This window comes from Micromonospora sp. NPDC049275 (assembly GCF_043197115.1).
GTDB lineage: Bacteria > Actinomycetota > Actinomycetes > Mycobacteriales > Micromonosporaceae > Micromonospora.
The window spans coordinates 493,169-517,044 of record NZ_JBICSN010000002.1 but is presented as its reverse complement, the minus strand read 5'-3'; the positions used below and the strand labels follow the sequence as shown (position 1 = coordinate 517,044).

At 72.7% G+C, this 23,876-nt stretch carries 20 protein-coding genes, 1 pseudogene and 1 riboswitch; of the genes and pseudogenes, 8 read left to right on the top strand and 13 right to left on the bottom strand.

Features of this window, described 5'->3' with window-relative positions; translation table 11 throughout:
* Positions 1-56: 56 nt before the first annotated feature.
* The 4 genes from ACGFIE_RS07770 to pdhA all read right to left on the bottom strand — a co-directional run bounded on the left by ACGFIE_RS07770 (position 57) and on the right by pdhA (position 5,437).
* Positions 57-1,736, bottom strand: a complete 1,680-nt coding sequence (locus ACGFIE_RS07770) for a right-handed parallel beta-helix repeat-containing protein (RefSeq protein ID WP_393293196.1) — start codon at positions 1,734-1,736, stop codon at positions 57-59.
* Positions 1,737-1,869: 133 nt separating this feature from the next.
* Entirely contained in the window at positions 1,870-3,285 is a 1,416-nt protein-coding gene (locus ACGFIE_RS07765) for a dihydrolipoamide acetyltransferase family protein (protein ID WP_393293195.1), read from the bottom strand.
* Positions 3,270-4,274, bottom strand: a complete 1,005-nt coding sequence (locus ACGFIE_RS07760; protein ID WP_393293194.1) for an alpha-ketoacid dehydrogenase subunit beta — start codon at positions 4,272-4,274, stop codon at positions 3,270-3,272. Before ACGFIE_RS07760 ends, ACGFIE_RS07765 begins: the two co-directional genes overlap by 16 nt.
* Positions 4,271-5,437 carry a pyruvate dehydrogenase (acetyl-transferring) E1 component subunit alpha gene (gene pdhA / locus ACGFIE_RS07755; protein WP_393292182.1) on the bottom strand — a complete coding sequence of 389 codons (1,167 nt, stop codon included), beginning with the start codon at positions 5,435-5,437 and terminating at the stop codon, positions 4,271-4,273. The genes ACGFIE_RS07760 and pdhA overlap by 4 nt, the downstream gene beginning before the upstream one ends.
* Positions 5,438-5,606: 169 nt before the next feature.
* Here pdhA and ACGFIE_RS07750 point away from each other — a divergent pair, with 169 nt between their 5' ends.
* A complete protein-coding gene (locus ACGFIE_RS07750; protein ID WP_363688198.1) occupies positions 5,607-6,050 on the top strand; it encodes an Lrp/AsnC family transcriptional regulator in 444 nt (147 codons plus the stop codon).
* Positions 6,051-6,125: 75 nt separating this feature from the next.
* Positions 6,126-8,285, top strand: a complete 2,160-nt coding sequence (locus tag ACGFIE_RS07745; RefSeq protein ID WP_393292180.1) for an acyltransferase family protein — start codon at positions 6,126-6,128, stop codon at positions 8,283-8,285.
* A 21-nt stretch (positions 8,286-8,306) separates the two neighbouring features.
* On the opposite strand, the gene ACGFIE_RS07740 is transcribed toward ACGFIE_RS07745, so the two are convergent.
* Positions 8,307-9,278: a DNA polymerase domain-containing protein gene (locus ACGFIE_RS07740; RefSeq protein WP_393292178.1), complete on the bottom strand. Its 972-nt coding sequence runs from the start codon at positions 9,276-9,278 to the stop codon at positions 8,307-8,309.
* A gap of 37 nt (positions 9,279-9,315) precedes the next feature.
* A complete protein-coding gene (locus ACGFIE_RS07735; protein ID WP_393292176.1) occupies positions 9,316-9,495 on the bottom strand; it encodes a hypothetical protein in 180 nt (59 codons plus the stop codon).
* Here ACGFIE_RS07735 and ACGFIE_RS07730 point away from each other — a divergent pair.
* The 3 genes from ACGFIE_RS07730 (at position 9,494) to ACGFIE_RS07720 (ending at position 11,658) form a co-directional block, all read left to right on the top strand.
* On the top strand, positions 9,494-10,225 hold the full coding sequence (locus tag ACGFIE_RS07730) for a histidine phosphatase family protein (protein WP_393292173.1): 732 nt from the start codon (positions 9,494-9,496) through the stop codon (positions 10,223-10,225). The genes ACGFIE_RS07735 and ACGFIE_RS07730 overlap by 2 nt on opposite strands.
* Positions 10,209-11,078 (top strand): NAD(P)H-hydrate dehydratase, encoded by an 870-nt coding sequence (locus tag ACGFIE_RS07725; protein WP_393292171.1) that lies wholly within the window; start codon positions 10,209-10,211, stop codon positions 11,076-11,078. The genes ACGFIE_RS07730 and ACGFIE_RS07725 overlap by 17 nt, the downstream gene beginning before the upstream one ends.
* Before the next feature lie 79 nt (positions 11,079-11,157).
* Positions 11,158-11,658 (top strand): hemerythrin domain-containing protein, encoded by a 501-nt coding sequence (locus ACGFIE_RS07720; RefSeq protein WP_358100694.1) that lies wholly within the window; start codon positions 11,158-11,160, stop codon positions 11,656-11,658.
* A 61-nt stretch (positions 11,659-11,719) separates the two neighbouring features.
* Here the strand turns inward: ACGFIE_RS07720 and ACGFIE_RS07715 are convergent, their stop codons facing one another.
* Complete coding sequence (locus ACGFIE_RS07715) at positions 11,720-12,526, bottom strand: SDR family NAD(P)-dependent oxidoreductase (RefSeq protein ID WP_393292168.1); 807 nt, start codon at positions 12,524-12,526, stop codon at positions 11,720-11,722.
* A 128-nt stretch (positions 12,527-12,654) separates the two neighbouring features.
* A riboswitch (ZMP/ZTP riboswitch) is annotated at positions 12,655-12,744 on the top strand.
* A 19-nt stretch (positions 12,745-12,763) separates the two neighbouring features.
* Between ACGFIE_RS07715 and ACGFIE_RS07710 the strand changes: the two genes are divergently transcribed.
* The gene (locus ACGFIE_RS07710; protein ID WP_363688092.1) at positions 12,764-14,200 is read left to right on the top strand and encodes a glycine hydroxymethyltransferase; all 1,437 of its coding nucleotides are present in this window, start codon (positions 12,764-12,766) and stop codon (positions 14,198-14,200) included.
* Positions 14,201-14,321: 121 nt separating this feature from the next.
* On the opposite strand, the gene ACGFIE_RS07705 is transcribed toward ACGFIE_RS07710, so the two are convergent.
* The 6 genes and pseudogenes from ACGFIE_RS07705 to ACGFIE_RS07680 all read right to left on the bottom strand — a co-directional run bounded on the left by ACGFIE_RS07705 (position 14,322) and on the right by ACGFIE_RS07680 (position 20,658).
* Positions 14,322-14,582 carry a hypothetical protein gene (locus ACGFIE_RS07705; protein ID WP_007460594.1) on the bottom strand — a complete coding sequence of 87 codons (261 nt, stop codon included), beginning with the start codon at positions 14,580-14,582 and terminating at the stop codon, positions 14,322-14,324.
* On the bottom strand, positions 14,582-15,910 hold the full coding sequence (locus ACGFIE_RS07700; protein WP_393292165.1) for a PLP-dependent aminotransferase family protein: 1,329 nt from the start codon (positions 15,908-15,910) through the stop codon (positions 14,582-14,584). Before ACGFIE_RS07700 ends, ACGFIE_RS07705 begins: the two co-directional genes overlap by 1 nt.
* A 3-nt stretch (positions 15,911-15,913) precedes the next feature.
* Positions 15,914-17,029 carry an alpha-hydroxy acid oxidase gene (locus tag ACGFIE_RS07695; RefSeq protein WP_393292163.1) on the bottom strand — a complete coding sequence of 372 codons (1,116 nt, stop codon included), beginning with the start codon at positions 17,027-17,029 and terminating at the stop codon, positions 15,914-15,916.
* A gap of 115 nt (positions 17,030-17,144) precedes the next feature.
* Positions 17,145-18,065: pseudogene (locus tag ACGFIE_RS07690) on the bottom strand (alpha/beta hydrolase); the annotation flags it as partial.
* A gap of 9 nt (positions 18,066-18,074) precedes the next feature.
* Positions 18,075-19,286, bottom strand: a complete 1,212-nt coding sequence (locus ACGFIE_RS07685; RefSeq protein WP_393292161.1) for a cytochrome P450 — start codon at positions 19,284-19,286, stop codon at positions 18,075-18,077.
* A 67-nt stretch (positions 19,287-19,353) separates the two neighbouring features.
* Entirely contained in the window at positions 19,354-20,658 is a 1,305-nt protein-coding gene (locus ACGFIE_RS07680; protein WP_393292159.1) for an SGNH/GDSL hydrolase family protein, read from the bottom strand.
* A gap of 262 nt (positions 20,659-20,920) precedes the next feature.
* Here ACGFIE_RS07680 and ACGFIE_RS07675 point away from each other — a divergent pair, with 262 nt between their 5' ends.
* Both ACGFIE_RS07675 and ACGFIE_RS07670 read left to right on the top strand, forming a co-directional pair.
* Positions 20,921-22,477, top strand: a complete 1,557-nt coding sequence (locus ACGFIE_RS07675) for an AMP-binding protein (protein ID WP_393292157.1) — start codon at positions 20,921-20,923, stop codon at positions 22,475-22,477.
* On the top strand, positions 22,474-23,697 hold the full coding sequence (locus ACGFIE_RS07670) for an MFS transporter (protein WP_393292155.1): 1,224 nt from the start codon (positions 22,474-22,476) through the stop codon (positions 23,695-23,697). Before ACGFIE_RS07675 ends, ACGFIE_RS07670 begins: the two co-directional genes overlap by 4 nt.
* The last annotated feature ends 179 nt before the right edge of the window (positions 23,698-23,876 follow it).

Here is a 23,876-nt window from a genome sequence, read left to right as displayed (position 1 = left end):
GCCGTTGACAGCCGACCAGCTTCGAGCCGCCGCCGTTGACCGCCGGCCCCGGCCGGTCAGCTCCAGTCGCTGTCGACGTGGTTGTCGCGCCAGCGTCCGCCCACCGGCGGGGTGTCCAGGCGCATCCCGTCGTCGGCGTTGCCGGCGAGGTCGTTGTCCTCGACCCGGCAGTCCACGCAACTGCCCCGCTCGGTGATCCACAGCCCGTGGGTCTGGGTGCGGTTCTCGTGGTTGTCCCAGATCCGGTTGCCGCGGACGGTGGCCGAGTCGAACGCCGCGTCGATGGTGATGCCGGCCCGCCGCTCGGGCGCCGCGGACAGCTCGTACCCGCAGCCCGGCGGCGGTATGTCCCCGCTCCACGCGCTGATGCCGTCGGGCCGGACCGGCGCCAGGACGAGTTCGTCGCCGGTGTTCGAGGCGACCATGGCCACGGCCCGTCCCACCCGCAGGACCTTGCCCCGGTGCCCGTCGTGCGGCCAGTTCGCGGACCGGTCCACCATGGACCGCTCGGCGTAGCGGACGGTCTCGCCGCCACCGCTGGCGGCCTGCGCGTACTGTCGCCCGTTGTTGCGGATCCGGTTGTTCAGCAGCACGGCGTCGGTCATCTGGTGGTCGATCCGGACGGCGTCCAGCCCGTTTCCCCAGAACTCGTTGCTCTCGATCACCACGTCCCGGACCGGGCCCTGATAGCCGCGCCCGAGGTCGTGGCCGTGGTAGCCGTGCTGGCCGTTACCGCTGATCCGGTTGCCCCGGATGGTGTACGGCCCCGGGCTGTTGCCGACGCTGACTCCGTCGCGGATGTTGCCGTCGATGACACAGTCGGTGAGCAGCCCACCGCGTCCGGCCACCTCCGCGGTGCCCTGCGCGGAGATGTCGAAGCCGGCCTCCAGGTTGCCGGTCATCGTGCAGGCCGAGACGATGAGACCGTCGGCGCCCCAGTCGGAGATGCCGAACCGGTTGCCCTGGCTGTGGCAGCCGATGATGCGGTAGCCGCAGGGTGGGACCCAGTAGTCCTTCTGCAGCTCCAGGAAGATGCCGTTGGTGCCGTTGGCGAGCGTGGTGCAGTTGGCGATGGTCAACCGCTCCATCGCGCCCCAACCGCCGATGCCCACGCCGATGCCGGCGCCGCCGATCTGCTCGCCGTTGTCGAGGCGGCCACAGCCGACCACCACCACGCCGTCGATGAGCGAGTCCTGCAGGAAGTCGCAGCCCAGCCCGGTGGCGGCGGTGTGGTGGATGTAGAGGTTGCGGAACACGCCGCGCACGACGTACTGCAGGCCCAGGCCCTTGGCGAGGTAGTTGTACTCGGCCATCGCCACGCCGGAGCCGTCGATCTGGAAGTCGGCGAAGGTGCAGTCGGCGATGTGCCGGTCCCGGTCGGCGCCGTGCTGCACGGTGGTCCAGAAGGCGAGCGGGGTCGGGTCGGCGCGGTTGCCCTCGTTGCTGAGCATGAACCGGGTCGCCGCCGGGCCGGCGCCGACAAGCGAGACGCCGCTGCGCCACACCGTTCCGGCGTCGCGGATCGAGTAGATGCCCGGCGGGCAGTAGATGACGCGGGCCCGGCCGTCCGAGGCGTACCCGGCGCCGAGGCGGTCCACGAGGGCGGCCAGCGCCGGTTGGTCGTTTGTCGCGCCGTCGCCTGTCAGCCCGTACTCCCGCGCGTCGCAGTAGAGGGGAGCACCGGCAGCGGCGGGCCGCCTGACCCGTATCGAGTTCAACAGCAGCTCGTTCGCCACGGCCACGGGCGGGCTCCCTTCGACGCGTCCGATGCGCTCCGGCGGGGCCGACTTCCCGAGAACGCGGCCGGGAAACCCCGGACGCACACCGACCCCGGCGCCGCGTGGGCGGCGCCGGGGCCGGGAGTACGCGTCAGACGGCGGCGATCAGCAGCGCCGGGCGCTCCACGCAGTCGGCGACGTGCCGCAGGAAGCCACCGGCCACCCCACCGTCGCAGACCCGGTGGTCGAACGTGAGGCTCAACTGGGTCACCTTGCGCACGGCCAACTGCCCGTCGACGACCCACGGCTTGTCCACGATCCGCCCCACCCCGAGCAGAGCCGCCTCCGGGTGGTTGATGATCGGCGTGGAGCCGTCCACGCCGAACACCCCGTAGTTGTTCAGGGTGAAGGTGCCACCGGTGAGTCGGGCCGGCGCGAGCGTCCCGGCCCTCGCCGCGGCGGTGGTCGCCGCCAGCTCGGCGGCCAGCTCGGCAGTGGTGAGTCGCTGGGCGTCGCGCAGCACCGGCACCAGCAGGCCCCGGTCGGTCTGCGCGGCGATGCCCAGGTGCACCCCGGCGGACTGGACGATCCGCTGGCCCTCGGTGTCGACGCGGGAGTTGAGCTGCGGGAACCGACGCAGACCGCTGAGGCAGATCCGGGCCAGCAGGGCCAGGATGCTCACCGGCGCGTCGGGCGTCGCCGCGTTGATCGCCGCCCGGGTCTCCAGCAGCCCGGTGGCGTCGACGTCGACCCAGATGGTCACCTCGGGGATCTCCCGCCGGCTGCGGGAGAGCTTGTCGGCGATCACCTTACGCACGCCGGTGAGCGGGACGATCACGTCGCCGTCGCCCTCCGGGGTCGGCGCGACCTGCGGGTCCGGCACGGCGGCGAGCCGAGCGACGGGGACGGCCAGCGCCGCCTCGACGTCGGCGCGGCGGATCACCCCGCCGGGCCCGCTGCCCCGGACCGTGCCCAGGTCGACGCCGCGCTCCCGGGCCAGCCGACGCACGATAGGCGAGATGACCAGCGCCGCAGGCCCGGGGGCCGCCGCGCTCCCGGCGGCAGTCGGGGCACCGCCCGCAACCGCGATCTCGACCGCATGCAGATCAGGGGCCGCGGTCGGAACGGCACCGGCATCAGCCGCGGCGGCTTCGGCCGGTTCGGGGGCCACTGCCAGGCGCGTTCGACGCCGGCGGCGCGTCGCGCCGCCGTGCCCGGTGCCGTACCCGATCAGCACGTTGCCGGAGCCGGCCCGCTCCTCCTCGCGGTAGGTGGCGTGCCCGGCGGGCTCGTCGCCGCCGTCCAGGGGCGCGATGGTGATCAGCGGCTGGCCGACCGGACGGACCTCACCCGCCGCGCCGTGCAGGGTCACGACCCGGCCGGCGTACGGGCAGGGCACGTCGACGACGGCCTTGGCGGTCTCCACCTCGACCACGCTCTGGTCGACGGTGACGACGTCGCCCACGGCGACCCGCCACTCGACGATCTCGGCCTCGCTCAGCCCCTCCCCGAGGTCGGGCAGGAGGAAGACCTGGGTCCGCTCGACGGTGGTCATGCCGCCGCCCAGCGCGCGTCCGGCTGGTCGTCCCACTGCAGGCGGGCCACCGCGTCGAGCACCCGGTCCACCCCGGGCAGGTGGGTGTGCTCAAGCATCGGCGCCGGATACGGGATGTCCAGCCCGGCGACCCGCAGCACCGGGGCGTGCAGCGCGTGGAAGCAGCGCTCCTGCACCCGGGCCGCGATCTCGGCGCCGACGCCGGCGAACCCGGGTGCCTCCTGGATCACCACGCACCGGCCGGTACGCCGGACCGACGCGGTGATGGTGGCGTCGTCGAACGGCACGATGGTGCGTACGTCGACGACCTCCAGGTCCCAGCCCTCCTCGCGGGCGGCCTCGGCGGCCTCCAGCGCGACGGGGACGGCCGGCCCGTACGCCACCAGGGTGGCGTCGCGGCCCCGACGGCGCACGACGGCCCGGCCGAACGGCTCGGTACGCGCCGGCAGCTCCGCGTCGGCGCTGCCGAAGTAGAGCTTCTTGGGCTCCATGAAGACCACCGGGTCGGGGTCGTCGATCGCCTCGCGCAGCAGCGAGTACGCGTCCTCGACTGTCGCCGGGGTGACGACCTTCAGGCCGGGGGTGTGCGCGTAGTACGCCTCGGACGAGTCGCAGTGGTGCTCCACCCCGCCGATGCCACCGGCGTACGGCACCCGGATGACGATCGGCACGCTGAGCTTGCCGCGGGTCCGGTTGCGCAGCTTGGCGACGTGCGAGGCGATCTGCTCGAACGCCGGGTACGCGAACGCGTCGAACTGCATCTCGACCACCGGCCGCAGCCCGGACATGGCCAGGCCGACGGCGAAGCCGACGATGCCGGCCTCCGCGAGCGGGGTGTCGAAGCAGCGCTTCTCGCCGAAGCGGGCCTGCAACCCGTCGGTGATCCGGAAGACGCCGCCGAGCGCGCCGACGTCCTCGCCGAAGACGACCACCCGGTCGTCGGCCGCGAGGGCGTCGGCGAGCGCGGTGTTGAGCGCCTTAGCCATGGTGGTGGCCATCAGGCGTCACCCTCCTCGTCGCGCGCGGCGGCCAGCTCGGCGCGGACCTGCTCGCGCTGCTCGACCAGCTGCGGGGTGGGCTCGGCGTAGACGTGGTCGAAGAGGCTCAGCGGGTCGACAGTGGGCTGGGTGTTCATCCGGGCGCGCAGGTCCGCCGCGTACGCCTCGGCCTGCTCGGCGACCTCGGCGACCGCCGCGTCGTCGAGCACGCCACGGGCGCGCAGGTACGTCTCCAGGCGGGCCAGCGGGTCGCGGTCGCGCCAGGCGTCGACCTCGGCGCCGTCGCGGTAGCGGCTGGCGTCGTCGGCGTTGGTGTGCGGCTCCATCCGGTAGGTGTGCGCCTCCACCAGGAAGGGCCCCTTTCCGGCGCGGGCGTGCGCGACCGCGCGGGTCAGCACGGCGAGCACCGCGACCGGGTCGTTGCCGTCGACCTGCTCGCTGGGCACGCCGTAGCCGACGCCCTTGTACGCCAACGACGGCGCGGCGGTCTGCCGGGACAGCGGGACGCTGATGGCGTACCTGTTGTTCTGGACGAAGTAGACGACAGGCGCTTTGAACACGGCGGCGAAGTTGATGCCCTCGTGGAAGTCGCCCTCGCTCGTCGCGCCGTCACCGATGAAGGCAAGCGCCACCGTGTCACGCCCCTGGTACGCCTCACCGTGCGCCAGACCGGCGGCGTGCACGCACTGGGTGGCGAGCGGGGTGCACTGCGGCGCGGTGTGCACAGCGGTGGGGTCGTAGCCGCAGTGCCAGTCGCCGCGTAGCAGCGTGAGCACCTCGACCGGGTCGATGCCCCGGGCAACCAGCGCCATCGATTCGCGGTAGGTGGGGAACACCCAGTCGGTGTCGCGAACGGCGAGCACGGCTGCCACCTGGCACGCCTCCTGGCCGCGCGACGACGGGTAGACGGCCAACCGGCCCTGCTTGGTAAGCGCGGTCGCCTGGGTGTCGAACCGGCGGCCGAGCACCATCCGGCGGTACAACTCCCGCAGCGCCTCCACGGGCGGCTCCGGGTAGTCGGTGCGGGCCGGCAGCGGCGTACCGGTCGGATCGAGCAGGCGGACCGGTTCGGCGTCCGGCAGCAGCGGGCGTGCCGGGTCGGGCGGGGTGACCGTCCGACGAGCGCGCGGGGATGCCCTGCGGACCGCCTGGGGTGTGGTCGTCACGGCGGGACCTCCTGGGACGTGTGGTGTGCCTATGCTTCCGCCTGAGGGATGATTGACTCAAGATCCACGCAGAAGGCGGGACGTCTGGCATGCGGGAGGCGTGTAGGTGAGCCAGGAGACCGGAGACACGGCGGGCGGGCCAACCGGATCGGGACGATCGGCCCGAGCCATGGACGAGGTCGACAGGCGGATCCTGGACGAGCTGGTCCGCGACGGGCGGACGTCGGTCCGCACCCTGGCCGAGCGGATCCACATCTCGCGCACCAACGCGTACGCCCGGGTGGAGCGCCTGCTGCGCGACGGCGTGATCACGGGCTTCCGGGCGCAGGTGGCGCCCGAGGCGGCCGGGTTGGGCACGTCGGCGTACATGGCGTTGACGATCGAGCAGAACACCTGGCGGGAGGTGTCGGCCGAACTGGCCCGAGTGCGCTACGTCGAGCACGTCGCGTTGCTCAGCGGCGAGCACGACGTGCTGGCCCTGGTCCGGGCTCCGGACAACGCCACCCTGCGGGACGTGGTGCTGGACCGGGTGCAGCGGATCGCCGGAGTCCTGTCGACGCGGTCGTGGCTGGTCTTCGAGGAGTTCGACGGGACACAGAGCCCGTGGCAGTAGCTCTATAACACGAACCAGTTGACAAATACCCCGATCGGCGGGTTCGGGGAATAAATCCCCCGTACGCTCCGCGACGTGGCTATCGCAAACGAGTTGTGGACACAGGCCAGGGTCGTCGCCACCCCGCCCCCACCGCCCGCGCCGACATCGACGTCCGCCGACCCGCGCTCCTTCCGCGGGGACATCGAAGGCATGCGGGCCGTGGCCGTACTGCTGGTGCTCCTCGGCCACGCCGGAGTGCCGCACCTGCCGGCCGGCTTCGTCGGCGTGGACGTGTTCTTCGTGATCTCCGGTTTCCTCATCACCGGCCTGCTGCTCGACGAACTCGACAACCGTGGGCGGCTCTCGCTCGCCACCTTCTACGCCCGGCGGGCGAAGCGCCTCCTTCCCGCCGCCGCGACGGTGCTCGTCGCCACCCTGGTGCTCACCTACTTCTTCCTACCTCGCGGCCGCTGGTCCACGACGGCCTGGGACGTCATCGCCAGCGCCTGCTACGCCATGAACTGGCGCATGGCCGGGCAGTCCGTCGACTACGTCGCGGCCAACAGCGCCCCGAGCATCGCCCAGCACTTCTGGTCCCTCGCCGTCGAGGAGCAGTTCTACCTCGTCTGGCCACTGCTGCTGCTCGCCCTGGGCTGGTTCGCCCGCCGTCGGGGACGCGGGCACCGCGGCCTCTACCTGCTCGGGCTCGCCCTGATCGCGGTCCCGTCGTTCGCCTGGGCGCTGTACGCCTCGCCGACCGACCCGTCGGCGTACTACGTCACCACCACCCGGATGTGGGAGCTGGCCCTCGGCGGTGCCGTCGCCGTCACGGCGACCCGGTTGAGCCGGTCTCCGCGCCTGGTGGCCGTACCCCTGGCCTGGGCCGGGCTGCTCGCCGTCGGCACGTCGGCCGTGCTGATCGGCTCGACGGCCGGCTTCCCCGGGTACGCCGCGCTCGGCCCCACAGTCGGCACCGCCGCCGTCATCGCGTTCGGACCGGCGGCCGGCCGCGCCGGGCCCGCCCTCCTGCTGGGCAGACAACCACTGCGCTACGTCGGCGGGATCTCGTACTCGCTCTACCTGTGGCACTGGCCGGTGCTGATCGCCGCGCAGGCGCAGTTCGGCGACCTCGGCGTCGGCGCCGCGCTCGCTGTCGTCGCCGTCTCGGCGATCCCCGCCGCCCTGACGTACCACCTCGTCGAGAATCCGGTACGCCGCTCACCGACCCTCACCGACCAGCCGGCCGTCGCCCTGCGCGTCGGCGCGGTGTGCACCGGCGCGGCCGCGCTGGCCGGCCTCGCGTTCCAACTGGCCATCCCCTCGACGGACAACCCGACCCCCGCCTCGTCGGTCATCATGGGCCAGGTGCCCGGCGCCAGTACGCAGGCGGCGCCACCGGCGGCGCCCGGGGCCGTGGCTCTCGGCTCCTCGCCGCGCACCAGCCCGGCCGGACGACCCGTCGACCGGGTCGACTCGATCACCCCCAACCCGGTGACGGCGGCGCGCGACGCACCGTCGTTCCTGACGACGAAGAGTTGCCACGTGTCGGTGGAATCCTCGACGCCCGAGGTGTGCGTCTACGGCAACCAGAACGCGGCGACCACGATCGCGCTCGTCGGCGACTCCCACGCCGACCACTGGGTTCCGGCCATGCGGCGGGCAGCGGAGACGAACGGCTGGCGCCTCGCCACCTACACCAAGTCCGGCTGCCCGTTCCTCACGGCGGAGATCACCCAGAACGACAGGCCCTACACCTCCTGCACCGAGTGGAACCGGAAGGTACGGGAGGGACTGCTCGGCGGGAACCGGCCCGACCTCCTGATCGTCACCAACGCCGAGTACCCGGTCGACGGCGAGCCGGGGCGGTCCGCGATGGCCCGCGAGATGCGCAAGACGTGGAGCGGCATGGTCGCGGAGAAGATTCCGGTGGTGGTGCTGCGGGACACGCCGCTGCACCTCACCGACATCGCCGAGTGCGTGTCCAAGAACCCGAAACGCCTGACGAAGTGCGCCACTCCCCGGCAGGAGGCCCTCGGCCGTGGGGGCGGCCCCGCCCAGGAGGAGGCCGCCGACGGTCTCGACGGCGTCCGGCTGGTCGACCTCAACGACTGGATCTGCCCCGCGGACCGCTGCGCCCCCGTCATCGGAGGCGTCCTCGTCTGGCGCGACGCGCACCACCTGACCGCCACCTACTCGGCGACCCTCGCACCTCGGGTGGGCGCCGCGCTCAAGCCGATAATCGCCGGGCTGTGACAGCTACGACCGGCGGGAGGCTCACCGCTCGGGCGGGGCCTCCAGGCCCTCGCGGTCGGCAAGCTCCAGCAGGGGCTCCAGCGAGTGCCGGTCACCGTCGAGGCCGGCGTGCGGGTCACCGCGCTCGGCGAACCGGGCCGGGACGGTGAGCACGTCGAAGTCCTCCGGTCGGGCATCGTCCAGCTCGGCCCAGTCCAACGGCGCCGACACCGGCGCCCGGGGGGTCGGCCGAATCGAGTACGCCGAGGCCATCGTGTGGTCGCGCGACATCTGGTTGTAGTCGACGAAGACCGGCTTGTCCCGCTGCTCCCGCCACCACGTCGTGGTCACCAGCTCCGGCAGCCGGCGCTGCATCTCGAGACCCAGCGCGAGGACCGCCCGGCGACACTCGCCGAAACTCCACCTCGGCTCGATCGACAGGTAGACGTGCAGGCCCCTACCGCCGGTGGTCTTCGGATAGCCGGTCATGCCCAGCTCGGCGAGGAACGCCCGCACCTCCCGGGCCACCGGCACCACCTGCTCGAAGCCGACGCCAGGCATCGGATCGAGGTCGATGCGCAGCTGGTCCGGGCGCTCCACGTCGGTGGCCGACACCGGCCACGGGTGGAAACGCAGGGTGCCCAGGTTGGCCGCCCAGATCACCACCGCCAGCTCGCTCGGCGCGACCTCGTCGGCGGTCCGGCCGCTGGGAAAGGTGATGTGGGCGGTCCGCACCCAGTCGGGCGCGCCCGCCGGCAGCCGCTTCTGGTAGAACGCGTCGCCGCGGTTGGTCTGCCGGGTCGCTATCGTCGCGCCCTCGAAGACGCCGCGCGGCCAGCGTTCCAGCATGGTCGGCCGGTCGCGCAGCGCGCGCAGGATGCCGTCGCCGACAGCCAGGAAGTAGCGGACCACGTCCAGCTTGGTCAGGCCGCGCTCCGGGAAGTACGGCTTGTCGGGGCTGGAGACGCGGACCAGCCGCTCCCCCACCCGGATCTCCTCCGCCGCCGTGGCCACGCCCCAGAGGGTACGGCGTGGGACGCCGGCCCGGGGGCTACCGGCCGGACAGCGTGGCGCAGTGCCGCGGCATCGGCCGGCCGGCCGCAGAGGAGCCGGTGGCCGGGACCCGGCACCGTCGGGCGGGCACCGCGGTCTCGGCGTGCCGGTCATCGCTCGGCACCCGGCCGAGCACCGCGCGGTTACGCGGTGCGGCGCCCGGGTAGGGGGTCGGCATGGCGGAACTGTCGACGCTCTGGATCATCCGGCACGGGGAGAGCACCGCGAACGTGGCGGCCACCCGGGCCGAGGCTGACGGCGCGGAGTTGATCGGGCTCAGCCACCGCGACGCCGACGTGCCGCTCTCCCCCACCGGCGAGGAGCAGGCGCGGGCGACCGGCCGGTGGCTCGCCGGGCTGCCCGAGGACCGGCGCCCCGACGTGGCGGTGGTGTCGCCGTACCTGCGGGCGGTGTCCACGGCCGAGCTGGCGCTGCACGGCACCGGGGTGCCGGTGAGCCGGGACGAGCGGCTGCGCGACCGGGAGTTGGGCATCCTCGACGGCCTCACCGGGCACGGGGTGCGCCGACGGTTTCCGGACGAGGCCGAGCGCCGCGACCGGCTGGGCAAGTTCTACTACCGGCCGCCCGGCGGTGAGGCCTGGACCGACGTGGCGCTGCGGCTGCGGACGCTGCTCGGTGACCTGCGCCGCGACCACGAGGGCCAGCGGGTGCTGCTCTTCGGTCACGACGCGCTCGTCTTCCTGCTGCGTTACCTGGTGGAGGGGCTGACCGAGCCGGAGCTGATGGCGCTGACCCGCGAGCACGTGATCGCCAACTGCTCGATCACCGACTGGACCGCCGACGGCGACGGCCAACTGACGCTCGGTGGATTCAACGAGATCGGCCACCTGCACCGGCAGGGCGCCGAGCCGACCAGGGAGGACGAGATCCATGCCGAACCGGTCTGAGGTGAAGGTGATCACGCCGGGACTGCTGCGGGACTGGGCGCTGCCGGTGCCGGCCGGCGGCAAGGAGAGCCGGGGCACCGTGCTCGTGATCGGCGGTTCCCGCTTCACCCCCGGGGCGGTCCTGCTCGCCGGGGTGGCCGCGCTGCGCGCCGGCGCCGGGGTGCTCCAGCTCGCCGCCGCCGAGTCCACCGCGGCCACGCTGAGCATCCAGGTGCCCGAGGCACTGGTGGTCGGGCTGCCGGAGACCTCCGACGGCGCGGTCGCCGCCGATCGGGACGGCCAGCTCGGTGAGCTGGTCGCCGCCGCCGACGTGGTGGCGCTGGGCCCCGGCCTGAAGGGCATCGACGAGACGGGCCGGCTGCTGGATCTCGTCCTGGAGGCGGCCGGGCAGCACACCCCACTGGTCCTGGACGCGTACGCCCTGGGCGCGCTCAGCCACGAGCCGAAGCTGTTGGTCGGCTCGGGCCGCCCGGTGGTGCTCACCCCCAACGTCACCGAGGCCGGGCACCTGCTCGGCCGGGATCCGGGTGACGACCTGGGCGCCGAGGCCGCCGAGCTGGCCGGCCGGTACGAGGCCGTCGTCTCGCTCTACGGCCACGTGGCCGCCCCGGACGGGCGCGGCTGGCGGGAGGAGAGCGGGGACGCGGGGCTCGGCACGTCCGGCAGCGGCGACGTGCTCGCCGGCCTGCTGGCCGGGCTGCTCTCCCGGGGCGCCGACCCGGCGCAGGCGGCCTGCTGGGGGGCGTTCGCGCACTCGGTGAGCGGCCAGCGGTTGATCCCCCGCTACGGCCGGATCGGTTTCCTGGCCCGGGAACTGCTCGACGAGATCCCCCGCACCCTGGCGATGGTCTGAGGCGGTTTCACCTGTTTCCCCGTTCGGCGTGGGGGTACCGGATGCCCACCAGCCAAGACTTTTCAGGGAGGTCATGCCGGTGTCGACCGATGCCATCGTCCTGCTCAAAGAGGACCACAAGGAGATGCGCCGCCTGTTCAAGGCCTTCCAGGATGCCGAGGAGGGGCCTGCGAGCAAGCGGCAGAAGCTGGTGGACCAGATCCTGGAGGCCCTCACGGTCCACACCTACCTGGAGAACGAGGTGATGTACCCGGAGGTCCGCCGGCTCCTGCCCGACCTGGAGGACGACATCCTCGAGTCGTACGAGGAACACCACGTCGCGGACGTGCTCTGCCTCGAACTGGCCGCCATGAACGCCGACGACGAGCGCTTCAACGCCAAGACGACAGTGCTGATCGAGAACGTCACCCACCACGTCGAGGAGGAAGAGGAGGAGTGGTTCCCCAAGGTCCGCGAGGCGTTGGGCCGTAAGCAGCTCCAGGAGATCGGCGAGAAGATGATCGCGCTGCGTGCGGACGCGCCGCGTACCCCCACCCAGCCGAAGGCGATCAAGAAGGCACGCGACGCGGTGACGGCCTGAGCCCACCACCGTCCGACGAGGGGCCCGGCGCGATGCCGGGCCCCTCGTCGCGTACCGCGGATCAGTCGCCCGAGCCCGGCTCGGCCATCCGACGGTGCTGCTCGGCCTTGAGCTTGTCCGGGATGATCTTCCCGGCGGCCGTCTGCACCTTGTTGACCAGCGAGCCGGCGGTGACGGTCTGGTCCCCCTTCATCAGCGCGGCGAAGCCCTGCGCGGCGACCTCGGCCGGGTCGTCCTTCTTTCCGGCGCCCACCCGGGTGTCCTGCATCTCGGCCCGCTCGAAGAACGCGGTGTCGGTCGGCCCGGGCATCAGCGCGGTAACCGTGACGCCGGTGTCCTTCAGCTCGTTGCGCAGCGCCTCGGCGAACGACTGCACGAACGACTTCGACGCGTTGTAGACCGCCTGGAACGGTCCCGGCATGGTGGAGGCGATCGACGAGGTGAACAGCACCCGGCCCGCGCCCCGCTCGACCATGCCGGGCAGCAGTCGCTTGGCCAGGTGCACGGTCGACCGCACGTTGAGATCGACGATCTCCAACTCGTCACGCAGGTTGGTGCCGCCGACGAACGCGCCGCCGGCTCCCCGACCGGCGTTGAGCGCCAGCGCGTCCAGGGGGCGTCCGGTCCTGGCGACCGCGCTCACCAACTCCTCGACGCCCTGCTCGGTGGACAGGTCGACGCGGACCGGCTGGATCTGGGCGCCTCCGTCGCGGCGCAGCTTGTCGGCGGCCGCGGCGATGGCGTCGTCCTCGGCGGCGACGACCAGGTCGAAACCGTGCTCGGCGAACTGCACGGCCAACTCGTAGCCGATTCCGCTGGACGCCCCGGTGACCAGTGCGAGCGGCCGGCCGGTGGTCGGTGTGGTCATGGTTGTCGACTCCTCTCCTACGGGTGCGGCAGACCTCATTCGAATGCCCTCCCACGGGCGGTCCAACCACCTCGGCGTGTCACGTCGGTAGGTCGGCCGGGTCCGCCCCGGCCGACCCCGGTAGGATCGGCGCGGGCCGTTACTGGCGCGTGGGGATGGAGAACCATCGGGGAGCGGCCCCGTCACACGGACGTTTGCCGAGCGCCTGGGCCTTCCCGCACGTCTGTTGGAGGTCGCATGTCGCACAACGCCGAATCCACCGCATTCCGGAGCGCCCTCGAGGTGATCCGGGCTGTCGAGCCGCGGGTGGCCGACGCCATCGGCGCCGAGCTGACCGACCAGCGGGAGTCGCTCAAGCTCATCGCCAGCGAGAACTACGCCTCCCCGGCGACCCTGCTGGCCATGGGCAACTGGTTCAGCGACAAGTACGCCGAGGGCACCGTGGGGCGTCGCTTCTACGCCGGCTGCCAGAACGTCGACACCGTCGAGGCGCTCGCCGCCGAGCACGCCCGTGAGCTGTTCGGCGCGGCGCACGCCTACGTGCAGCCGCACTCGGGCATCGATGCCAACCTGGTCGCGTTCTGGGCGGTGCTCGCCGACCGGGTGGAGTCCCCCGCGCTGAAGAAGGCCCAGGTCCGCCAGGTCAACGACCTCACCGAGGCGGACTGGTTCGCGCTGCGCCGCGAGCTGGGCAACCAGCGGATGCTCGGCATGTCGCTGGACGCCGGCGGTCACCTCACCCACGGTTTCCGGCCGAACATCTCCGGCAAGATGTTCGACCAGCGCAGCTATGGCACCGACCCAGCGACCGGCCTGATCGACTACGACCGGGTGGCCGAGGCGGCGCGCGAGTTCAAGCCGCTGATCCTGGTCGGCGGCTACTCGGCGTACCCCCGGAAGGTGAACTTCCGGATCCTGCGGGAGATCGCCGACTCGGTCGGCGCCACCTTCATGGTCGACATGGCGCACTTCGCGGGCCTGGTGGCCGGCAAGGTCTTCACCGGCGACTTCGACCCGGTGCCGCACGCGCACATCGTCACCACCACCACCCACAAGTCGCTGCGCGGCCCGCGTGGCGGCATGGTGCTCTGCCAGCCGGAGCTGGCCGACCAGGTGGACCGGGGCTGCCCGATGGTGCTCGGCGGTCCGCTGCCGCACGTGATGGCCGCCAAGGCCGTCGCCCTCGCGGAGGCCCGCCGCCCCGACTTCGCCGACTACGCCCAGCGGATCGTGGACAACTCGCAGGCCCTCGCCGAGGGGCTGCTGCGCCGGGGCGCGACGCTTGTCACCGGCGGCACCGACAACCACCTGGTGCTTATCGACGTGTCCGGCTACGGGCTCACCGGCCGGCAGGCCGAGCAGGCCCTGCTCGACTCGGGCATCGTCACCAACCGCAACTCGGTCCCGCAGGACCCGAACGGCGCCTGGTACACGTCCGGCATCCGGATCGGCACCCCGGCGCTCACCACGCGCGGGCTGGGCACCGCCGAGATGGACCAGACCGCGGAGCTGATCCACACCGTGCTGACCCAGACCACGGCCGGCGCCAACGCCGACGGGACCCCGTCCAAGGCGAAGTACACGCTCGACGCCGACCTGGCCGACAAGATCGCCCGCCAGGCCACCGACCTGCTGGCCCCGTACCCGCTCTACCCGGCCATCGACCTGGCCTGACGGTCGCGCCGGCCGAGCGGTCGGCGGCACTCGCCCCCACGAGCGGTATACCGCGGCGTCATGACCATGACTCCGCGGTATACCGCTCAGCGGTGTGACCGCCCCGGCGGGCGGGCGGGGGTCAGTTCAGGGGACGCTTGAGGTGATAGCGGTGGACCTCGGTGCTGCCCTGCACGTTGTTCACGTCCTCGGCGGCAGAGACCAGCTCCCAGCCCTCCCGGCCGGCCCGGTTGAGGTGCGCGATGGCCGTGTCGCCGTAGGCGGTGATGTCCTTACGCGACCCGTCCGGGCCGTACCAGACGAACGAGACGGTGAAATTGCGGCCCTGTCCCTGATAGCGGCGGACGAGCAAGGCGTACTCCCAGGCAACCATGCGGCCCATTATGACCGTCCACGCAGGAGCTCGTCGGTGATGAGGGCGGCGAGCCGGTCCAACCCCGTGTCGATCTGCTCGGGCGTCACCGCGCTCACCGACAACCGCAGCGCGCACACCGGCGCCGTGTCGTCGTAGAAGTGCGCCATCGGCGTCCAGAGCACCCCGTAGTCCCGCGCCGAGCGGTCCAGCAGCGCGTCGTCGACAGCGAACGGCACGGTCACCACCACGAAGAACCCGCCGGCCGGCACCGTCCACCGCACCACCGCCGGCCGGCCGGGCCGGTCCGGGAAACGCCGCGCCAGCCCGGCGACGAGATGGCGCAGATTGCGGGCGTACGCGGCCCGCTCCCGGGTGTTCGCGGGCACCAGGCTGCACCCGTGCTCCAGCAGCCGACCGCCGATCACCGCCTGCGCGATCGGCGAGGTGTTCACAGTGACCATGCTCTTGATCATGGCGAGCTGGTCCGCGAGCGGGCCGACCCGACCGTCCGGCCCGGCCACCCGCTGGTCGGCGACCACGTAACCGACCCGCGCCCCGGGCAGCACGGTCTTGGCGAACGAGCCGAGGTAGACCACCCGACGGTCGGTGTCCAGCGCCTTGAGGGTGGGCGGACGCGGCCCGTCCTCGACGGGAAACAGCCCGTACGGGTTGTCCTCCAACAGCAGCAGATCCTCCTCGGCGGCCAGCGCCAACAGCCGCCGTCGGTCGGCGACGTCGATGCTGACCCCGGACGGGTTGGCGAAGTCGGGCAACACGTAGCAGGCGCGCGGCCGGCGGCCCTCCGCCCGGGCCCGGCGCACCTGTGCCCGCAGGTCGGCGAGATCCACCCCGGACGGTCCACCGGCGACCGGCCACACCGGCAGGTCCACCAGGCGAGCCGCCCCGGTCAGCCCGACGTAGGTCGGGGCGACCGCCAGCAGCACGTCCGCCGGACTGGCCCGCAACGCCCGCAGCACCAGGAACATCGCCTCCTGGCAGCCGACGGTCACCACGACGGCCTCCGGGTCGACGGTGATCCCCTCGTCGATCGCGAGGTTGCGGGCGATGAGGTGGTGCACGATGCCCTTGGTCCGGCCGTACTGCAGCAGCAGCCGTCGCGCCTGCTCGGGCGTGTGACCCCGCTCATCGACGAGGTGCCTGTGGAACGTGTCCAGGTGCCGGTGCACCGCCGCGACGTCGAAGAACTCCTCGTACGGGCGTCCGGCCGCGAGCGACACCGCCGCCGGATAGCGTTCGGACACCTCGTTGAGGAAGTTCATCGAGGTCAGCGCCGGGTCACCCAGCGCAGGGTGCAGGTCGGCGACGCGCAGGTCGGCAGGCTCGGTCGCGGCCACCGCTCAGCCCACCCCGAGCGTCCGCAGCTCGGCCGCCCCCGCCGGGTCCGCGCAGCCGGCCAGGGTCAGGGCGTCGCGCACCTCGGCGGCGAGCACCGCCAACGCGTCCTGCGCGCCGCGCCGCCCGCCGACGGCCAGCGCCCAGAGCAGCGGACGACCCACCAGGACACCCGCCGCGCCCAACGCCAGTGCTCGCAGCACGTCGGTGCCCCCACGGATGCCGCTGTCCAGCAGCACCTGCGCACCGTCGCCGACGGCGTCGACGACCTCCGGCAGCATGGTGACGCTTGCCGGCGCTCCGTCCAACTGCCGGCCGCCGTGGTTGGACACCACCACCGCGTCCGCCCCGATGCGTACCGCCTCGACCGCGTCGCGGGGATCCAGCAGCCCCTTGACGACCAGCGGCAGGTCGACGTGCTCCCGCAGCCAGGCCAGATCCGCCCAGCCCAGGGCCGACTCGAACGACGCGTCGGTGTGCGCGGCGATCGCGGACACACCGGGGGCGCCGGCGTGCGCCAACGCGTCCCGGCCGTGCGGCAGGTTCGCGGCGACGACGTCGGCCGGGAGGCGGAACGCGTTGCGCAGGTCACGCGGGCGACGACCGAGCACCGGAACGTCCACGGTGACCACCAGCGCGTGGCAGCCCGCCGCGACGACCCGGTCCAGCAGGTCGCGGACCAGCGCCCGATCCCGCAGCCAGTAGAGCTGGAACCAGACCACCGCGCCGGCCGCGGTGATCTCTTCGATCGGCGTGCTGCTCAACGTGCTCGCCACATACGGCACGCCGGCCGCGCCGGCCGCCGCCGCGAGGCCGACTTCCCCGTCCGGGTGTACGAGCCGCTGGTACGCCATGGGGGCCACCCCGACCGGCATCGCGTACGGGCGGCCGAGCAGTCGGGTGCCGAGATCCACGGCGTACCCCCCGCGCAGCACCCGGGGCAGCACGGCGACCCGGTCCAGCGCGGCTCTGTTGGCGGCCAGGGTCACCTCGGCCGCGCTGCCGCCGGCGACGTAGTCCCACACGTCCGGGGCCAGCACGGCCCGCGCCCGCTGCCCGTAGTCGGCGAACGTCACCGGCGGCGTCCCGGTCGGCAGGTCGGCCAGCACCGGCTCAGCCACCGCGCACCCCCGCGTCGGCCGCCGCGCCACCCGGGCCACCCGGGCCACCCGGGCCACCAACCGGACCAGCGTCGGCCGGGTCGGCGAACGTTTCCTCCCGCAGCGGCGGCAGCCCGAAGCGTTCCCGCAGGAACGCCGCCGCGCTCGCCTGCGCCCGCCAGCCGTCGGTGAACACGCCGGGCATGGCGAAGAACCCGTGGATCATCTGCCGATAGTGGTCGAGGCGGGTGGGCACACCGGCGGCGCGCAGCCGCTGCGCGTAGCGCTGACCCTCGGCGCACAGCGGGTCCAGCTCGGCGGTGACCACAAGCGCCGGAGGCAGGCCGGACAGGTCCTCGGCGAGCAGTGGCGACGCCAGCGGATCGCGGGAGTGCTCCGGGTCGGCCAGGTAGTGCGTGCGGTACCAGGCCACCGAACGGCGGTTGAACAGCGCCGGGTCGTCGTCGACCGGGCCGGACGGCTCGGCGCTGACGTCGGTGTTCGGATAGACCAGGAGCTGCGCCACGAGCGCGGGCCCGCCGGAGCGGCAGAGCAGGCTCACCGCCGCCGCGAGGTTCCCGCCCGCGCTGTCCCCGCCCACCGCCAGCCGGGTCGGATCCACGCCGAACGAGTCGGCGTTCCCGGCGATCCACACGGTGGCGGCGTGGCAGTCGTGCACCGCGGCCGGGAAGGGGTGCTCCGGGGCCAGCCGGTAGCCCACGGTCACCACCTGACAGCCCACCGCGTTGGCCAGTCGTCGGCAGATGCCGTCGGCGGTGTCGATGCTGCCGAGCGTCCACCCGCCGCCGAAGAAGTAGAGCAGGGTGGGCAGCGGCCCCGGCCCGGCCGGCCGGTACACCCGGATCGACAGGTCCCCGCCGGGACCGGGGATGCGCTCGTCGCGTACCTCGGCGACCTGCTCGACCGCGCCGCCGCCGGCGCGGATCGCGGCCAGGTCCGCGGCGCGCGCCTCGGTGAGGGTCTGCGTGTACAGCGGCGGCGTGCCGGCCGCGGCGCGGGCGGCGCGGTACGCCGCCACCTCCGGGTGCGGGGCCATGCGGGTCTCCTATCCGCCGGTGCTGACCAGCAGCTTGTCGATGCCGCGCAGGAAGAGGCTGCCGCTGTACGTCGGGGTCTCGGTGACCGCGAGCCCGGGGAACCGGGCGAACAGGCGGGGCAGCGCGAGGCGGCCCTCCAGCCGGGACACCGCCGCGCCGAGGCAGAAGTGCAGGCCCACACCGAAGGCCAGCGACGGTGGGCCGGGACGGGTGGGGTCGAAGGCGTCCGGGTCGGGAAACCGCGCCGGGTCCCGGTTGGCGGCCCCGACGATGATGAGCACGTTGTCGTCGCGGGCGACAGGCACGCCGGCCAGCACGGTGTCCTCCGGCGCGGCCCGGGCGAGGAAGTGCACGGGGCTCTGCAGGCGCAGCACCTCGTCGACGCAGCCCCTGGCGAGGTCGTCGTCGGTGGGCAGCGCGGTGACCGCCCCCGGGTGGTCCAGCAGCAGGGGCAGGCCGTTGCTGAACATGTAGACGGTGGTGACGAAGCTGGCGTTGAACAGGACGATCAGGTTGCTGATCAGCTCCTCCTCGGTCAGCTCCACCTCGCCCGAGCCGACCGCCTCCACGAGGCCGCTGATCAGATCCTCGCCGGGGGTGCGGCGGCGGTGGGCCAGCAACTCCCGGTAGAACGCCCGCAGCTCCTGCGCGGCGGTGTTCGCGGCGGCCAGCCGCTGCGGCGTCTTCCCGGCCACGTCGAGGAACTCGTCGATGCGCTCCACCCGGTCCCGGTACCAGGGCAGCTCCGCCGCTGGAATGCCGATGAACTCCGCCATCACCAGGGCGGGAATGGGGTACGCGAAGTCCGCCACGAAGTCGACGACACCGTCACCGGCGTCGGCCATCCGGTCCAGCAGCTCGTCGACGACCCGCACGATCACCGGCTCCAACGCGCCGAGGCGACGCGGGGTGAAGGTGCGGGAGAAGACGTGCCGCATCCGGGTGTGATCAGGCGGGTTGATGAACATCATCGAGGTCTGGAAGGTGCGCAGGATCTCGTGGTCCTCCCAGCCCGGCGGGGGCTGCTTGGTCCACTGCGGATCGCGCAGCAGCCCGTCGATCAGGTCGTAGCCGACCGCCACCGCCGACACCGTACGGTGCTCGGCGCGCGGCGGCACGGCGCTGACCGGCCCGAGCCGGTGCAGTTCGGCGTACCACGGGTACGGGTTCTGGCGGCCCTCTTCGCTGTACAGGCCGGTGAGCAGGTCCTGCACCGTCACGACGTTCTCCTCCCCAGGATGTCGGCGCCCGGGGACGGCGGGATCGGCCGCCGCCCCCGGGCCGGTGTCACAGGCCGAGCAACCGCAACGGCACGGCGTCGGCCATCGCCTGGTTGCCGGCGTCGTTCGGGTGGATGTGGTCCCCCGAGTCGTACGCCTGCAGCAACTGGCTGGGCCGGGCCGGGTCGCGCAGCACCCGGTCGAAGTCGAGCAGCCCGTCGAACTCCCGGCTGCCGCGCAGGTACGCGTTCACGGCCTGCCGGGTCGCCTCCTTCTCCGGCGTCCACACCCCCGGGGCGCCGTGCCCCTCGTACGGGGTCAGCGTGGCCACCAGGCTGGTCAGCCCGCGCTGCTGGAGCTGCTGGTTGATCTGCCGGAGAGTGGCGATGATCGCCTCCGGCGAGTCGTTGGACATCCAGATGTCGTTGATGCCCAGGTGTGTGACGACCGTACGGACCCCGGTCTGCGGATAGACGTCCTCGTTGAGGCGGGCCGCCGCGTTCGGGCCGAGCTGGAAGTAGCCGGGGTAGTCGCCGGCGCCCGGCTCGGTGCCCTCGTGGTTGAGGCGGTTACCGGCCAGGCTCAGGTTGAGCACGCCGGGGGTGCGCCGGTCCGGCCGGTCGGCGAGCAGCCGGTCGGAGAGCAGGTCGGGCCAGCGCCGGTTGGCGTTGACAGTGCTGCCGTTGGCGTCGCCGATGGAGTCGCTGAGCACCACAAGCGCGCCGGGGGTGGCCTTGCGCTGCACGTCCACTCCGGACAGGAAGAACCAGCAGCAGGCGGGTCGGATGGTGAACCCGGTGCCGTCGGCGGCCCCGGTCAGGTCCCCCGCGCCGATGAAGTTGGTCTGCTGGGACTGCCCGTGGAAGGTGGTCGGCCCGGTCGGTGTCGGGAAGTGCAGGGTGACCACCAGGTCGCTGTCGTCCGCGACGGTGAAGGTCAGCGGGTCGCTGAGCAGCTCGGCGCCCCGGTTCATGGTGGCCGAGGCGGCGCCGGTGAACGTCAGCGCCCGCAGCGACGCCGGGTCGATGTCGGAGACGTCGTCGACGGTAGCGGTGTTCGGCCGGGCCACCGTGGCACGGCCCACCCGCACCGCCTGCTCGCCGTAGAGGTTGCTCAGCCGTACGCGCACCGCCGGGCCGCCCACCGAGACGTGCACGACCATCCGGACGCTCTGGTCGTTCAGGCCGGTGTTCGTCAACCCGACCGAGTTGCCCCGGGTCACCGCGGCGGCCCAGCTGCCCGCCCACTCGCCCCGGTCCGACCGGGCGGCGACGGTCGGGGCTCCGCCGGCGCTGGCGACGACGGCGGGTGTGGCCGTGACCAGCAGCGCCGCGGCCGCGGCGACGACATGCCATCTCTTCGGGGTCGACATTGAACCTCCATCGTGTGGCAGCCCAGGGCCGTCCGCTGACAGCTCCCGCCTGGACGATGGTCCAGAAACCTAGCCGCCGCTGATGACGGGCGTCAATCAACCTGATCGACGTGATCAAATGTCCACCGGGCCTGGCAGATCGCTCTTCTCACCCGGTCCCGCCCCGCCCTCGCCGGCCTAGGCTCGCAGGCGGCGGCGGTGCGGTCGTCTCGTCACCGGGAAGCGGCCCGGGGCCGCCGCTTTCTCGGATGGGGGCTGCCGAATGACTGACGGACCCGGGCACACGACGTACGTGGACAGGGCACTGGATCTCTTCGCCGACTTCGGCGACCGGGAGGCGCTTGTCGGTGGTGACCGCCGCATCACGTACACCGAGGCGGCCGCGCTGGTGCGCGCGATGGCCGCGGCCCTGACCCGACACGGCGTACGGCCCGGCGCGGCGGTGCTGGTGACAGTGGCGAACGCGGTGGAGGGACCGCTGCTCCAGCTCGCCCTGCACCTGCTCGGCTGCCGGACGATGTGGGTCGCCCCGGTCACCGCCCGCCGGGAGGTCGACGAGTTCATCCGGCTGGCCCGCCCCGACGCGCTTGTCTACGACGCGCGCGACCCGGCCAGCCTGGGGCCGGAGCTTGCCGCCGCGCTGCCCGGCGTGCCGGTGTGCTGCCTGGGCCCCGGCGGCGCCGGCCCGGACGTCACCGCCGACACCGGGACGACTGAGCTGCCGGCACCCGTGCCCGCGCCGGAGTCGTTCCTGCAGACCAGCGGCACCACAGGCGCTCCCAAGTTGGTGCACCACACCGAGAGCTTCTACGCCCAGATCCTCACCCTCGCTGCCGACTTCCGGGCCGCCGGATTCCCGCTGCTGCGGCACCTGTCGCACTCGCCGATGTGGCTGGCCAGCGGCCAGATCACCACCCTGTTCAACCTGTTCACCGGCGGGGTGCTGTTCCTGCGCGACGACTGGGACCCGGTCGCGTTCGTGTCCACCGTGCAGCGGGAACGGATCAACTCCACCTTCGTCACCCCACCGATGCTCTACGAGCTGCTGGACCACCCGGCGCTTGTGGGCGCCGACTTCTCGGCCATGTTCATGTTCAACGTGGGCGCCGGGCCCGCCGCGCCCGCCCGGCTGCGCCAGGCCATCGCGCGGTTCGGCCCGGTGCTGCGCATCGTGTACGGCCTCAGCGAGGCCGTGGTCATCACCGCGCTGCCCGGGCTGACCGACGATCCGGAGCACCCGCAGCGGCTGCGCTCCTGCGGGCGACCCTACGGCGACGTCCGCATCGAGATTCGCGACGACGACGGCACGGTGCTCCCGACGGGCCGCGACGGCGAGGTGTGGGTGCAGACCCGGCTCAGCTTCGCCGGCTACCACGGCCAGCCCGAGTTGACCGCGCAGACCCTCGTCGACGGGTGGGTGCGTACCCGCGACATCGGCCACCTCGACGACGACGGTTTCCTCTATCTGGTCGACCGGGCGCACGACATGATCGTCACGACCCGGCGGAACTGGGCGATCTTCTGCCGGCCCATCGAGGATGTGCTGGCCGGGCACCCGCAGGTACGGGCCACCGCAGTGATCGGCGTACCGGACCAGACGGTAGGCGAGGTGCCGTACGCGTACGTGGTGACCGCGCCCGGCGCGACGGTCACCGAGGCGGAGCTGATCGACCTGGTGACCGCCGAGCTCAACGAGATGTGGGCGCCGGCCGCTGTGGAGTTCGTCGACAGGTTGCCGGTGAACCGGTCGGTGAAGGTGGACAAGCGGGCGCTGCGCGAGCGGTACGCCGCGCGCCGGGCGGCGGCGGTCGGGGCGTGACACCCCGCCGGCAACTGGTAGTCCTGGTCGGCGCGGACCTGGTCTCCAACCTGGGCACCCGCATCTCGGTGGTGACCATCCCCTGGCTGGTGCTGGTCACCACCGGCAGCCCCACCAAGATGGGCCTCGTCGCGTTCGCCGAGACGCTGCCGTACCTGCTGTCCAGTGCTCTGGGTACGCCCTGGGCGGACCGCATCGGCCTGCGCCGCACCTCGATCCTGTGTGACGCGGGCAGCGCGGTGGCCATGGTGGTCGTCGCGTTGACCCCGTGGCTGGGCTTCGCACCCCTGGTGGCTCTCGTCGCGGTGGCCGGTGGGCTGCGCGGCATCTCCGACCGGGTCAAGCACGTCATGTTCCGACCGGTCGCCGAGGCCGCCGGGGTGCCACTGATCCGCCTGACCTCGGCGTACGACGGGTTGAGTCGGGTGGTGACGCTGTTCGGCGCCGCCGTGGGCGGCCTGTTGATCGCCGCGTTCGGGGTGAGCCAGGCGATCCTCATCGACGCGGCCAGCTTCGCGATCTGCGCGCTGCTCATCGGTCTGCTGGTCCGACCGCCGGCCGCCCCGGCGCAGCCCACCGCCCCGGTCGGCTACCTACGCGCGCTGCGCGACGGGTTCGGCTTCCTCGGCCGGGACCGGCCACTACTGGGCATGCTGGTGGTCGTCTCGGCGCTGAACATGGTCGCCAACGCCAGCGTGGCCGTCTACATCCCGTTCTGGGTCGCCCGGGAACTGCACGGCCCGCGCGGGCTCGGTCTCGTGCTGGCGGCGTTCTCGGCGGGCGCGCTGCTGGGCAACGTGCTGTTCACCGCCCTCGGCACTCGGCTGCCCGGCCGGCTGACGTTCCTGCTCGGGGCGACTGTCGCCGGCACGCCCCGGCTGGTCGCGCTGGCGATCAGCGACGAGTTGCCTGTCGTGCTCGTGGTGACGTTCCTGTCCGGGATCGGCATCGCGGCGGTCAACCCGCTGCTCGGGGTGGCGCTCTACGAACGGGTGCCGCCGGAACTGCAGACCCGGGTGCTCGGCATCGCCGGCTCGCTGGCCTTCGTGGGCCTGCCGGTCGGCGCGCTGCTCGGCGGCTGGTCGGTGGACGCGCTCGGGCTCACCCCGGCGCTGCTGGCCATGGCCGTGGCATGCCTGCTCGTCACCGCGTTCCCACTGGTGAGCCGGCCGTCCCAGCCGAAGGCACCGACACGATTGGCCCCCACCGCCGCACCCTGACGTCGACCTGGTCACCGTCACACAACTCCAGCTATCGACTAGTGGCACACCAGCACCACGGTCCGCGAGGGGCCGGATTCGTAATACCACAAGGTTGGCGAGGATGCCGGCCCTCCAGCTGGAAGATCATGGACTCTAAACATCGTTCCCATTGTCTAGCATCGTCACCTCGCGCTTCA

Bases quoted from the DNA above. Each gene is read 5' to 3' on its own strand.
- ACGFIE_RS07725 (WP_393292171.1), top strand. From the start codon at position 10,209: ATGCCGAACCGGTCTGAGGTGAAGGTGATCACGCCGGGACTGCTGCGG.
- ACGFIE_RS07675 (WP_393292157.1), top strand. From the start codon at position 20,921: ATGACTGACGGACCCGGGCACACGACGTACGTGGACAGGGCACTGGAT.
- ACGFIE_RS07750 (WP_363688198.1), top strand. From the start codon at position 5,607: ATGGACGAGGTCGACAGGCGGATCCTGGACGAGCTGGTCCGCGACGGG.
- ACGFIE_RS07730 (WP_393292173.1), top strand. From the start codon at position 9,494: ATGGCGGAACTGTCGACGCTCTGGATCATCCGGCACGGGGAGAGCACC.
- ACGFIE_RS07735 (WP_393292176.1), bottom strand. From the start codon at position 9,495: ATGCCGACCCCCTACCCGGGCGCCGCACCGCGTAACCGCGCGGTGCTC.
- ACGFIE_RS07680 (WP_393292159.1), bottom strand. From the start codon at position 20,658: ATGTCGACCCCGAAGAGATGGCATGTCGTCGCCGCGGCCGCGGCGCTG.
- ACGFIE_RS07715 (WP_393292168.1), bottom strand. From the start codon at position 12,526: ATGACCACACCGACCACCGGCCGGCCGCTCGCACTGGTCACCGGGGCG.
- ACGFIE_RS07710 (WP_363688092.1), top strand. From the start codon at position 12,764: ATGTCGCACAACGCCGAATCCACCGCATTCCGGAGCGCCCTCGAGGTG.
- ACGFIE_RS07705 (WP_007460594.1), bottom strand. From the start codon at position 14,582: ATGGGCCGCATGGTTGCCTGGGAGTACGCCTTGCTCGTCCGCCGCTAT.